Genomic DNA, 14,270 nt, shown 5'->3' with positions numbered 1-14,270 from the left:
GGGATTGTTGTTTTGGAACTAGATTCGAGAGGCCAATGATTCTGACAAATAGGGAAAATGATCAGGTTTTGTGCCGCTCCTAGGGAGCTTAATATTCCCCGCCAAATGTTTTTCTACAAAAGTGAACCTCCAAAGGAACGGAAAATGCTTGGGAAATTATTAATATGCACATGATGCAACGATGGAATATCGTTTAGAAAAATTTGAAACAAGTTAAAATACGTAAACAGGAAAAGAAAATTTGGTTTGGAGCTTTTTGAATAAATAGAATTTGATATTTAATGTGTTTTGAAATAATCAAAAAATTGAAAGAAAATCTATTGGCGGGAAGTGTCGCTCCCATGGAGCTGTATATCCCAACCGTATTCTTATTCTACAAAGGTTCCGCTCCTACGGAGCTTTGTTTGATCGAAAGTTTATTGGGAAATGTATTATTATAATGGGTAATAATTTGTTTTGAATTCATAATTACTTCTATATATATTGTAAAAGCTCTTAATAACAAGTTTCATGCTGCCACAAATCTTAATTGTGACGTTAAATGCATGTAATATTGCAAAGCAATTAACATTAAGTCTTTGCATTCTTATTAAATGAAATACCATTGTTCATTTTAAAAGATAGCATTTATTATAAAAACTTTGTTTTTTTATCGATAAAAAACGCAAGGCTATACAAAGAATTATAAAAAGACACTGATATTAAGCTAAACAAAGCCGTTTCACTTATTTTCGAAAGACAATGATCCAAAATGCACAACGAGTTCAATGATATAGTATAAGTCAGAATGTGGAATTCCAAATCTTGAAGTTAAATTACTAAATCCCGCAATAACCCAAATTCCCATAGCCCCGATCGAAACGACATCCTTTTGTGATGAGGAACAATGAGCAAAAGATACAGTGGAGAGCGGGATAAAGCTACAAAAAAACACCCCAGAAATTCTGAGGTAAATTGTTTTTAAAATTTCTTAGTTGTTTTATTCACGTAGTGATAATTTTAAATACAAAAATTAAAAAAAACGTTTAATGAGTATCTTATATATATAGTATCCGACTAAACAACCAATAGTATCAGCTACAATATCTAGAGTTTCCATAGATCTGCCTAGTTTCATTTCTTCCTGAAGTATTTCAGTGAGGAATGCATAAATAAGTATAATCTGAAAGAAATAAGAAAATTTGATTTTGGGAAAAGCGGCAATAAAGCAAAAACCTAATGCTGCAAAAATGCTCAAATGCAAAACTTTGTCAATACCGTCGAACATAAAGAAGTATTCGTGGTTTTCGACTCCGGGACGCAGGAGCATATAAGTAAGAAATGCCCAATAAATGGGCAGTATCTTTATAAATATGTTTGAAATTTTATCCAATGATTGCTTGGTATTCTTCAGCTGAAAGCAATTCTGAGTGATCTGCATCTTCTGCAATTTCCAATTTGATGATCCATCCGTTTCCATAAGGATCTGTGTTTAGTAATTCCGGCTGATCTTCTAAAGCAGAATTAAACTCTGTTACTTTCCCTGAAATTGGCAAGAATAAATCTGAAACCGTTTTTACCGCTTCAACACTTCCGAAAACATCTCCACCATTGATATCGTCATCTACTGTATCTACATCTACATAAACGATGTCTCCCAACTCTCCCTGCGCAAAGTCTGTGATACCAATTGTAGCAACGTTACCTTCGATTTTTACCCACTCGTGGTCTTTAGTGTACTTTAATTCTGATGGTGTATTCATTTTTCTTTCTTTTTTAATGTTAGCAAATTTATTCAAAATAGAGATATACTCAAAGAAAAACTTTAAACAAGTTTATAGTTCAATTTATATATAGTTTATATTAAAAATTATTTATCCGGAAAAAAACAAAAGACACACAATACTGCGCATCTTTCGTTCTGATTTAAATTAATTATTATTACCTACCGAAGATAATAATTAAAATCTTATAATCCAATAGCTGTGAAATAAAAAATCCCTTTCTTTTTCGAAAGGGATTTGTATTTTCTATTTAAAGACCTCCAGAATCACCAAAAGTAAATGTTGCAGATAAACCTGCTCTGATGGTTGATAACGGGAATGCCGTTGAGATTTTGTATTTGGAAGTCATCTGTTCGTAGAATACTCTTAAATTCAGATTTTCTGAAACATTGTAATCGGCAGAAAGTTTAATATTCATTAATTTTTGTCCACCCGTGACCTGAGAATCATTAAGCAAAATGTTCATGATGCTTGTACGGCTGTCTCGAAGCGAAATATCACCTCTGATATTCAGATCCGAACCTTTCGCTCTTGCTCCTCTTTGATTATTCGTTCCCAGTCTGAAGTTTCTTACGATATAACCCAATCTTACTACATATTCTGTATTAGAATCTTCAGTAAGAGAATGGTTAACCAAACCAAGAATCATCGTACGCATTTTATTATACTGAATACCAAACTGCATATTATTTCTCATGGTAACATCAACTCCGATAAGTGGTGAGAATGATTCTGTATAACTTACCTGAGAGAATGTGTACGGATTGATGTAATCGTTATTAACGTCTCGCTGAGAATTTTCAACATCATTTGGAATGTTAAAATAATCAATATTCGACTGAACTCCCGTTGCTGTATAAGTTGCGCTATAACTGTGCAAAATATCAAACTTAGAGAACTGACCATTTATTATAGGAACATTTCTTAAACCTGAATAAATAATTCTCCAATTCGGAATCGGGAATCCAGCTTTTTTAGCATTCCCCATTGTTTCAGGATTTTTACCTTCCATCGCAGCTCGGAATGCCGGAATTAAAACATAAGCATTTGAAATACTGTGTCCATCTGTATATCCATCCGCATTTAAAGCACCTCCCAATTGTTGAGACACGAGCTTTGCATTGGCTCTGATCGCATCAAAAATTGCAGGACTTTCTTTAAAGGAAGAATTTAGCAAGACTACCGTATTCGAATAAGAAACCATATCACTCGCAAATGTAAGATTTGGGTTTGCAAATCCTGTCTGCTGATCGACATAATTAAATCCTGTATGCGAAAAATTCCTGTTATAGGTTTGTAAAATATTAAAACTAAAATTAAAGTCATTCATCGGTGAGACCTGTAAATCTGATCTGAGTTCCCGTGTTGACATCTTTATATAAGGATCAATCATGTAAGGCGAATCGCTTACCCAGCCTCTTTCCATTACCAATCTTCTGATATCCGCCTGCGAGCCAAAAAGGAAGCCTAAAGAAGGACCTCCCAAAGTCTGGCCATAACCATAACCATTTGGTGCAGAAAGTAGACCTGGAAGAACAGTTCCGTTGTTTTCTGTATACGTTACATTCAATTGCTTCATAGAAGTCAAAACAAATGCTGCACTTTGTAAAATAGAAAGTTTGTTTTTAAACTTATACTTCTTAAATGCGTATCTGTTTTTCTCCCAAGCCTGAGTATAAGCATTATTTAATGAATCTTGTTCTTGCTTACGTTTTTGAAGCGTAGTAGACATCTTTTTGAAATAACTAAACTGACCAAAGAACTTCGGAAGATCCGCTGTAGCATTTGCTGAAATAACATTTGTATTTTGTCCGATGGAACCTAAGCTTCCTTCCGGGCTTCTAAGAAGCGCAGTAGATCTTGCATTCCAATTATAAGTAAATCCGTAACCTAACTCTGCATCAATAAAATCTAAATAAGGAAGATATTGGAACGGTAATTTATAATTCAACTGAACTCGGTGATTATACAAAACAGGTCTTCCTGCTCTGAAAATATTTCCAAAAATCGAAGAATTATCCATTGTATTAACATCAACCTGATCATTTAATGTTCTTGTTGCTGAATTGATTTCAAGTTTTAAAGATTTAGTAAAATTAAATCCTAAACCATACTGCCATCCAAAATAGAAGTTTCTGTTTTTCAAAGCAGCAAAGTCATCATTAAGATTTCCGCTTAAAATTGCATCGATATTTCTAAATTCAAGCTCGTTATAATTTCTGTCAAGCTCAGTTCTGAAAGATAATCTCGTAGGAACCAGATTAATATTAAACTCTTTTATCCATCTCAAATATTTTGTTGATTTAGCGGTATCGCTAATCATTTTATTGAAAGGCTTCACAACCCAAGGTTTAAAAGTATAATTGTAATCTAAATATCCTCTGAAATACTGTCTGTAGTTTTTCTTGGTATAAATATCACGGTAATGATCGTCATTATAAACAGCAGTCAATGAAAGGTTTTCTACGTCATAAAATTTAGGTTTACTGTTAGGTTTTACCCTTTCTTTATGCATATTGACAACCCCAATACTTCTTTGCTGAGTATACGTTCTTGCCACTTTTTTCAGTTCTTCCCTGTTTGCAGCTTTACTAAATTCAACATCGGTATCTAAAGGATTGTACTTCGGATCTTCGATAGTTTGTGAGTAAGAATAGTTTACCGGAATTTTCATTCCTGTTTTTTCAGGTAAAAACTTGTCTACGTTTACTGCTGTATTAATACTGAAGGCTGACTGAGTAGCCTGACTTCTTTCTGCCGGTTTAGAATCTATATTTCCAAAACCAACTGATGAATAAGAAGCACTTGTATTAACGGTAGCAAAATCTCCTAAGTTGAAATTTAAACTTGCATTTCCTGCATAACCTCCATCGTTTTCGATTTCAGAAAGACGAATTTCATTTACCCAAACTATTCTAGTAAATGAAGTTGTTGTTCTTTGTCCATTTCTAACTCCCACCATTATTGTCGTAATATTTCCTAAACTAGGACGACCTTTGATATAGATTTTTTTGAATGTATCACCACCTCCAAATTCTGAATCTAAAATCCTTTGTGTAAGTTTAGTAGGAGATTGTCGATCACGTCTTATTTTAGCATCAACAAAATCCTGAATATTTAAATCAACTTCATTTTCGAATGGCCAAATATCCATAGGAGCAGTTGCAGTTCTTGGAGTAATTTTAAGTGAGGATTCATATTCATAATAATTGTCCGTAGCATCACTACCAAAACGAATGAAAAATTTAGTTCGTTCATCAATTTGTCCTTCTGCAGCAGTGTTTGTAGGATCTTGAGCATGTACAAAAAGTTTCAACTTTTTATATCTTCTCATATCTAGGGTTGTATTTTTGAAAACACCTCTAGCTTCATTAGCGGATAAATTTGCTGCTTTCATATATAATGAAGCTTCATTTTGTCTTTGTGCTCCTGCATTTCCACTTAGAACCTGTCTGTCAATTCCCGGAGGAAGCACATAAGGTGGTTGATTTAATGCATTTTCTTCAATATTTACACTTCCAACTTCAAAGTTATCAATGTTTTGTATAACTGTACCTTCGGTTAGTGCAGGATCAGGAACTGTAGTTCCATCAGCGTATCTAGCAATATTTTTACTATATCTTCTCCAATCAGATCTTACAAGATCCATAGTTCCAAATCTTAGTGTTGATGCCTGATCAAAACCAGTTAACATTAATCTTGCAAATCTCACATTATTTAAAATTGCAGGATCTTTTTCACCTCCCAAGTTAGGTTTACCAGAATTATAATTAGAAACAGGAATTCTGAATAAATACCATTTTACATCATCAGTTCTACCATCTTGAAAAGTTGCCGTTACTGTTTTTTGATCAACAATGTAATTACTTGTTCCCGTTACTAAACTTGCAGGATCTAGGTCAACAATATATTCGTTATAACTTTCACTCTGATCTAAATTATAATCTTTATTGATATCTTCTGCATCCGGAGTTTGTGTAGCAACTTCCAATGAATTACTCTGTGAATTTCCTTCCGGGCCTCTGAAATATTTATATCTCTGAACAATGGACGCCGCCTGACTTCCTGTAAATTTATCAGACAGATAAAATACAAAGTCATCAATTGCAGGATCCGAAAGATTGGTAACCGGATTGATAAAAGTTGTTCCAAATCTCGCAGATTCCTGAGCAGAACTTAAACCATCATACCCTAAATCCTGCGCCGTTCTATCTGCTCCTTCCGTTGAAAAAGCATACAAAATTGGTGGTTGTTTTGGCTGAACTCCCCAGTTTGATGCCGTTGTAGTAGATGGAGAACCTCCAGTCGGTAAACCATTTTCGTACTGCATCAATCCATCTTTAAGAACATCTTCTGAAACGTTCCCTAAATGTAAAAGTAGTTTCGGGTTTGTACCTAAAGTGTTTCCATCTGCATAAGGATCCATCATCCAAAATTCAACATATTCAATATTAGAATTAATGAAATTTGAAACACTGATTGGTCTCATAATTCCCGCCCATCTTTGCTGAGTAGTTTCCGTTGCTGGATTAGCATTATAAGGACCTTTTTCCTGAGGGAAATAAGAAATATCAAAAGTATTGGTAAAAGTTTGTTCTCCCGCTACGAAATCTCTGTTATTGAAAATTTCCGTGAATTGTACACGTCTTGAAGCGTGATTGGAAACTGAAGCGGCAGTAATTCCTTGTGGAGCTCTTCCACCTACTCCCCAAAATCTTGGATCAATATTATACCATGATAATAAACCTCTACCAAATCCATTTGTTAAATTATCATTAGCACCGGCTCCGGCAAAAAGAGGATTACTTTGACTTTTCTCTGGCTTAGAAGCTAAGCTCCAGGCTGTAGGTTCTTTTAATGAGATTTTTGCCGTTGTTTGTTCAAAATCATCAATGTAGGATTGATCATTAGTTCCTTTATTAATTCCCGGAATTAAATAAGCCGCTTCCATTTTAAAGTTTAAGTTGGAAGGAGCCTCCGTATTAATGCCTGGAATCTTATCTGTTAATCGTGTCAGGAAAGGAAGTTGATTGTTGTACATCATATTTACTCCCGCCATTGTATTGTTTACAGCTTCCTGACCGTAATTTACTTTTTGAGTTAGCGGAGATTCAGAATAATTAACCACAGTACCTCCGAAAATAAAGTTTTCGCTGACTCTTCTTTCTAAATTTAAACCTAAAAATCTCTTTCTTTGTGTATTAAAAGTCAACTGATTTTCTAATGCGATATTAATTGCCTGACCCGATTGTTTTACTGTTTCATTAATAATGGTAACAGTTCCGAGCATATAATCAACCGTATAATCAATACCTTCTGTAAGCTGTACTCCATTGGCTGAAACTTTTACCGAACCTTGAGGAACGTTAACTGCACCCAAAGAAATTCCCTGTCCTTGAGCTCCTTTGTAACGACCTTCCATCGTATAACGTTGAGAAAGATTACTTTGGCTTGCAACCTGTTTCTGTTGTGTATATAAATCTGAGAATACATATTGAGGATTATTTCCTACCAAACCAGCCATATAACTTCCAAAAGGCTGCACTTTGGTAAACATAATTCTGCCCTGATCTTTTCTAATCGTAATACCTTCTACAAAATCGAAAACACCATCACCTAAGACTCCGTTATTATTTTGTAAATCTCCGTTTACATTTAGACGATCCCAGTTGAACAACTTCAATAAGTTGGTTCCTTCAACAGGTGTCCCAGGAAGATAATTGACCTTACCTCCTGTTTTAGCATCACGATAATATACATTTAAAATAAATCCGTCGCGATCAACCTGTGCAGCATCTAAAGAATAGAAATTCTTCATCATTAGATTCCACATGGGAGATTGAACGTTTACTTTATTGTTTGGTCTTAAAAGTTTTGTTACCAAAACAGGACTTTCCTCAGAAAACTCACCTACTTTGTAAACCTGATTGGTTCCGTTTACTGTATATGAATATGAAACCGCTAAAAGCTGATTATCATTTAATTTTTGATTTAAAGAGATATAACCTAATTGCGGATGAAAGGTATATTCACCTGCATCCATTCTTCTGGCTTTTGTAGTCAATACAAATTGCTCTCCGTTATCATAAGGCTGTGTACTTCCTGCAAAAGTCTGCCCTTGAAAATTCGGAAGATAATTTTTCCCTTGCTCTCTCGGAGTTCCGATTGCTGAATTTACCTGTTGGTAAAGTCCATTCTGTGAATTATCTGGTAATCCCGAAAGACCTTCACCTAAATCTCTGATCCCTATTAAACTTTTTTGATAGGCTAAATTTGAATTCCCCTGATCTAAAACCCAAACTTCCATTCTAGAAATACTGATTCTTGAATTGATCTGAGGATAATTTTGTAAAGCAGTATCATAATTATTTAAGAAATACTGTCCGATAAAATAATGCTGGTTTTCATCATAATCTAAAGCATTAACTTTAAAAGTACTCATCGTTCCACCACCCTGTACAACAATATTTCGGGCTTCACCCTGTTGTTGAGAAAGCACAACCGTTCCGAAAGTCTTGCCTAACTGAAATTCAGTTTTCACCCCAAATAAAGACTCTGAACCACGAATTAAACTTGTAGAAAGCGGCATATTAACATTACCAAATTCAATTCTTTTGATGATTTTATCTTCACCTCCCGCATTAGGTTTATCAACATCGTTCAAACCTTTTGTCTGAAGATCTTTCCATGTACCTTTTGATTGCCAAACCAAATTCATTCTGTTCTCAAAGGCAAAACCACTCTGAGTATCGTAGTTAGCTTTCAACTGTAAGTTTTCACCCACTTTTCCAATTAAACCCAACTGAATTCTTTGATCAATATCAAAAGTAAAACTCGTTCTGTTTTGAGGCAAGATCATCGGATTATCAATCTTCTGATAAAGACCTGCAAAATCAAATGAAGCATATCCCGAAGGAATAATTTCAATCTTATTACTTCCAAAAATAGATTCGAAAAGCCTGTTGTTAATCGTTAACGAAGGAATTAAACCTCTTTTTGCAGCGTCTGTTTTATCTTTTCTGAACATTAAATTGTAACGTTCAGATTTATCTCTATAAAAAGCTTTAGACTGCTCCGCAAGCATAAACTCTTTATAATCTTCGGGCGACATTGCAACACCTGGTCCGGTAATTGTATTACCAATTTTAGGATATACATAGTACATCCCGGTTTTGATATCGTAATACGCTTCGTAATAGGTAGGGTCGGTAACTTCGTAATTTTTCTTTATAGAAAAACCTTGTTGATTTTCTTGCTGTCCGAAAGTATTGACCGAACAGAATAAAAACGACAAGAATATATAGATGCTGAGAAACTTATTATTTTTCACCAAATGTTAAATGTTTTTTAAAATTTGTTTTACTAATTCTTCTACAGAAATATCTGGATTTTGCTTCAAAAAACGGTCAGCAATCTTTTCACTAGACCTTTTAGGAATACCCAAAACTTCTAATGCAGATAACGATTCTTCCTTAACTTTATTATTTACAGCCAAAGAAATATTTTCTTCCGGATTGTTGAATTTTTGCACTTTATCTTTTAAATCAACAATGATTCTTTCGGCAGTTTTTGCCCCGATTCCTTTTGCTTTTTGAATGAGAACACTGTTTCCGGAAAGTATTGCAGAAGCAATCTCATCAAGGCTTAAAGTAGACAATAAAATAAGAGCAGAAACAGCACCTACACCATTAACGCTTATTAAGAGATTAAACATTTCTTTTTCCAAACGGGTGTTGAACCCAAAAAGCAAATGTGCATCTTCACGAATGATCTGCTGAATGAAAAGAAATGTTTCTTTATTTAAAGTAAGTTTTTGAGAAGTCATGAGGCTGATTCCGGTATAGTACCCTACTCCGTTTACGTTAATCACTGCGTAAGTCGGGGTAAGCTCCTGAACGATGCCCTGTAAAGAAAATATCATTATTAATTTTTATAACTTCCAAATATAGTAATTTAAACTAAGTAATAAATTCATTTAACATAAGAATGATATTTAACTTTTTTTGTCATTGTAAAGACAATGAATTAACGTAAAAACAGATAAGTTCAAAAAAAATTAAATTTATCTGCTTATTGTGATTTTTGAGGTCAAAATTTATACAAAAACATACTTAGAATTTTTACCACACAAAAGAAAACTTTAAAAGATATGTATGTTTTGTGTAAAACCTACGTACCTTTTGTTCAAAACGCCCCGTATCTTTTTATGAAAACCTACGGACGTTTTTCACAACACCTTAAGACATTCATTTTTTAAACAAGAAAAAAGTCGGGCAGAATCTTATGAATTTCTTGCCCGACTTTTTGAATTTATTTTTATTTTATTTTATTGATAGGATTACATCCTATCCTGTAGTAAGTCTTCCCTTCGGGACTCTTTATTTTTTACCTTCTCTTCTTTGCGCATCCAAAACTGCAACCGTTGCCAGATTCACAATCTCATCAACACTTGAACGCATCTGTAAAACGTGAACAGGTTGTTTCAGTCCCATCAATATTGGTCCTATTACTTGTGCAACCTTCATTCCTCTAATGATTTTGTAAGACAAGTTTGCCGATTCAAGATTCGGGAAAATAAATGTATTTGCAGGAGTTGTTCCTAATTTTGAGAAAGGATAGTCACTTAAATGATCTGCATTCATTGCAAAGTCAGGCTGAATTTCTCCATCCACAACCATTTTAGGAAACTTCTCGTGAAGAATACTAACCGCTTTTGCCACTTTTTTAGAAGTATCGGAAATTGCTGCAAAGTTTTCAAAACCTAACATGGCAATTCTTGGTTCAATCGCAAAAGATTTCACGGTATGTTCTGCCATTTTAGCAATATTTACCAAATCTTCAGCCGAAGGATTTTGGTTGATGGATGTATCTGCGAAGAAAATCGGTTTCTTTTCAGATAAAATCATCATCATTGCCGCTACTTTGTCAACCCCTTTATCTTTTTCTATTACTTCTAAAACTGGCCTTAAAGTCGACACATAATTTTTAGAAAAACCAATAATCAATCCGTCTGTATCGCCATGCTTCAACATTAAAGGTCCAAAATAATCTCTCTGACGAACGTATCTCTTGGCTTTGTACTCGTTCATCCCTTTTCTCTGACGAAGTTTCCAAAGTGTTTCTCTATATTTTTTTCTGTTTTCTTTCTGATCGTCATCACTAGGATCGATAATCGGAACATCAATATCAATTCCGAAACGTTCCATTTGTTCTTTCACATATTTTTTATCTCCTAACAAAATCGGATGTGCAATTCCTTCTTCATATAAAATCTGTGCAGCTTTAAGAACATTATACTCTTCAGCATTTCCTAAAGTAATTCTTTTCGGATTTGCTTTCGCACGGTTTTGCATCATTCTCACCAACTTCTCATCTCTTCCCATTCTGTCAAGAAGCTGCGTTTCGTACTCGTCGAAATCTGTGATGATTTTTCTTGCAACACCGCTATCAATCGCTGCTTTTGCAACTGCGCTTGAGACTTTGGTAATTAATCTGTTATCAAATGGTTTTGGAATAAAATATTCTCTTCCAAACTGTAAATTCTTAACATTATAAGCCAAAATTACGGCTTCCGGAACAGGCTCTTTCGCCAAATCAGCAATTGCATGAACAGCCGCTAATTTCATTTCTTCATTAATTCCTTTTGCCTGAACATCCAATGCGCCACGGAATATATATGGGAAACCAAGAACGTTGTTTACCTGATTAGGATAATCACTTCTTCCTGTTGCCATGATGACATCTTTACGAGTTTCCAATGCCAAATCATAAGCGATTTCAGGATCTGGATTTGCCAACGCAAAAACAATCGGGTTCTCGTTCATACTACTCAACATTTCCGGCGTCATTACGTTCCCTTTAGACAAACCGATGAAAACATCAGAACCTTTTACAGCGTCTTCCAAAGTTTCGATATCCGTGTTGGCAATAAAATCTATTTTTTCAGGTGTAAGATTTTCTCTTTTGTGATTGATGACACCCTTACTATCGCACATCAATACATTTTCTCTTTTTAAACCTAAAGAAATATAAAGATTGGTACATGCAACAGCTGCTGCTCCTGCTCCATTCACAACCATTTTCACTTCACCGATATTTTTATTGGCAATTTGAAGTGAATTGATTAATGCTGCTGCAGAAATAATTGCTGTTCCGTGTTGATCGTCATGCATCAAAGGAATATCCAATTCTTCTTTTAATCTTTGCTCAATATAAAAAGCTTCCGGAGCTTTGATATCTTCAAGATTGATTCCACCAAAAGTTGGCGCAATTCCTTTTACAATCTGAATAAATTTATCCGGATCTTTTTCATCAATTTCAATATCAAAAACATTGATGTCTGCAAAGATTTTAAACAAAAGACCTTTCCCTTCCATTACAGGTTTAGAAGCTTCAGCACCGATGTCTCCCAAACCAAGAACTGCCGTTCCGTTTGAAATTACAGCTACTAAATTTCCTTTTCCTGTATAATCATACACCGTTTCAGGGTTGTGATGGATTTCCATGCACGGAACCGCAACTCCCGGAGAATAAGCCAAAGACAAATCTCTCTGCGATGAGTGTGGTTTTGAAGGAATTACTTCAATTTTTCCTTTCGGCTCTGCTTTATGATAATCTAACGCTGCCTGACTAAAGTTTTTTTCGTCGCGGTGAGTTTTACTTGACATAGAATTTTTCTTTTTTTAAAGTATATATTTAATGTGGTAATCAACCAAGCTTTCGATTGGTTTCTGTACGATATGTCCCACATTCAAATTGAGTTCTGACGCCGCAGAACGTAAAATATTTTCGTAATAATAAGCAATAGAACCGATGAAATTAATCTCGGCATTTTGGGATTCTTCATAAGGAAGAACCTGATAATCGAAGAAATTTTTCATCTCTTCCAAAACCATTTCCTGGAAGTAAGGATGATCTTTTCTTTCGACCACAAATTTATTGAAATCAGCTAAATAAGCATTCGGTCTAGTCGTGTGATACATATTTTTCAATGCTTCATCAATCGTCAAGCCGTAAGTTTCTTTAAATTCGAGATGTAAATCTTGGGGAAGTTTCTGCATAAAGAATCTACGTACCAATTGTTTTCCAATAGCACTTCCGCTTCCTTCGTCACCCATAAGATAACCTAATGAAGGAAGTTTTATACTTAAATTTTCTCCATCGAAATAACACGAGTTAGAACCTGTTCCTAAGATACAAACAATAGTCGGTTTACCATTATAAGCAGCATAAGCAGCAGCATAAAGGTCTTCTTTTACAACGATTTTTGCATTGGTAAAAACTTTCCCTACTTCTTCTTCAATCGTTTGGCAGTTTTGTTTCACACCACATCCTGAACCATAGAAAAAAATCTTGGTAATTGAATTTTTTACCGACTGTAAACTTTTGTTTTTTTCGATTTCGGGTACAATAAGCTCTTTGCTGATAAAGTTTGGGTTGAAACCAATGGTTTCGGTTTTTAGGAAAACATTTTTAAAGTCATCCAAGATTACCCAGTCAGATTTAGTAGAACCACTATCAACAATAGCAACCATATTTCTATTTTTAAGAGTGCTAAATTATGAATTTATCTTTTAAAATAAGAGATTATTGGTATGAGATATATTATTTACTATCTGGCGGATGTCTTATCTATTTTAGATTATGCATTAATAAATTCAGAGAATGTCTTATTTATTTTTACAGATAGATGTATAGTTTTAGAGAAGCCTTAGTTTATTTTATCATAAAGCTTATGCATTTTTGCATAAGCTTTATTTATTTTTGAAGTAGCTTTTATGGCTTTTTAAATTTAATTTTTGAGATTGCCTTGTACTGTGGCGAGTTTCCATCAAGAATGGTGAACAAATAATCTTTGGCTTTATTGAAAGTATCTACTAAATTATCTTCTGAATTGTAAACAGTATTATTTCTTACGGTGCGGGCGGTATTTAAAGGAATAAAAAAATCTGATACCGATTGCGTTGCCTGTAACATATCCGTTTTTTCCTGTTTAAGTGTTGCAACCTGGTATTCTGTTTCGTTAGGAGTGTAACCCGGAGTGCTTTCTAATAACGAAATCAATAAATCATAATTATTCGTACGCTGATCATAGCTCATTTGTGAAGCGGAAATCTGATTATTTTCTTCGCTTGGATCTGTAGTAACGAGAGGGCTAACTTTTTTAATCCCTTTCAACCTTCTTGCAATGGTCATAAAATCTTCCAGCTGAGCTGCTGTGACGCCTTCTGTAGCTTTATACATTTTTCTTAGTTTGGTAATTTTTTTACTTACCGGTGCAAAAAGCTTTTCTCTATGATCTACTGCAAGAGAATAAGGTGCAACAGAATTATTTACAATCTCCTGATGTGTAAAGGCAGTGCTATAAATATTTTGAAGATTTGCAAGAAGTAGTTTTTGATTGCTGGGATTATATTTAGCACCAAGCTCTATAATGTGTGTGCATAATAAATTGGCATTTGCAATATTTTTTGCATGCCCAGTTTCATTTTTTGACATAATTTGTAT

Annotated in this window: 7 protein-coding genes; all 7 read right to left on the bottom strand. The window is 34.4% G+C overall.

Annotated elements, in window-relative coordinates:
• Window positions 1-1,012: 1,012 nt before the first annotated feature.
• The 7 genes from OEA66_RS16215 to OEA66_RS16185 all read right to left on the bottom strand — a co-directional run bounded on the left by OEA66_RS16215 (window position 1,013) and on the right by OEA66_RS16185 (window position 14,261).
• The gene (locus OEA66_RS16215; RefSeq protein WP_375379303.1) at window positions 1,013-1,420 is read right to left on the bottom strand and encodes a VanZ family protein; all 408 of its coding nucleotides are present in this window, start codon (window positions 1,418-1,420) and stop codon (window positions 1,013-1,015) included.
• Window positions 1,365-1,742: a glycine cleavage system protein GcvH gene (gene gcvH / locus OEA66_RS16210; RefSeq protein ID WP_267267224.1), complete on the bottom strand. Its 378-nt coding sequence runs from the start codon at window positions 1,740-1,742 to the stop codon at window positions 1,365-1,367. Before gcvH ends, OEA66_RS16215 begins: the two co-directional genes overlap by 56 nt.
• A 271-nt stretch (window positions 1,743-2,013) precedes the next feature.
• Window positions 2,014-9,093 (bottom strand): T9SS outer membrane translocon Sov/SprA, encoded by a 7,080-nt coding sequence (sov, locus tag OEA66_RS16205; RefSeq protein ID WP_267282356.1) that lies wholly within the window; start codon window positions 9,091-9,093, stop codon window positions 2,014-2,016.
• A gap of 6 nt (window positions 9,094-9,099) precedes the next feature.
• The gene (ruvA, locus tag OEA66_RS16200) at window positions 9,100-9,684 is read right to left on the bottom strand and encodes a Holliday junction branch migration protein RuvA (RefSeq protein ID WP_267282355.1); all 585 of its coding nucleotides are present in this window, start codon (window positions 9,682-9,684) and stop codon (window positions 9,100-9,102) included.
• A 457-nt stretch (window positions 9,685-10,141) separates the two neighbouring features.
• Complete coding sequence (locus OEA66_RS16195; protein ID WP_267282354.1) at window positions 10,142-12,430, bottom strand: NADP-dependent malic enzyme; 2,289 nt, start codon at window positions 12,428-12,430, stop codon at window positions 10,142-10,144.
• A 15-nt stretch (window positions 12,431-12,445) separates the two neighbouring features.
• Window positions 12,446-13,297 carry an ATPase gene (locus tag OEA66_RS16190; RefSeq protein WP_267282353.1) on the bottom strand — a complete coding sequence of 284 codons (852 nt, stop codon included), beginning with the start codon at window positions 13,295-13,297 and terminating at the stop codon, window positions 12,446-12,448.
• A gap of 241 nt (window positions 13,298-13,538) precedes the next feature.
• Entirely contained in the window at window positions 13,539-14,261 is a 723-nt protein-coding gene (locus OEA66_RS16185) for a hypothetical protein (RefSeq protein WP_267282352.1), read from the bottom strand.
• Between the last annotated feature and the right edge of the window lie 9 nt (window positions 14,262-14,270).

It is taken from the genome of Chryseobacterium luquanense (genome assembly GCF_026460945.1).
Taxonomy (GTDB): Bacteria; Bacteroidota; Bacteroidia; order Flavobacteriales; family Weeksellaceae; genus Chryseobacterium; species Chryseobacterium luquanense.
This window is presented reverse-complemented; position numbering and strand designations above follow the sequence as displayed.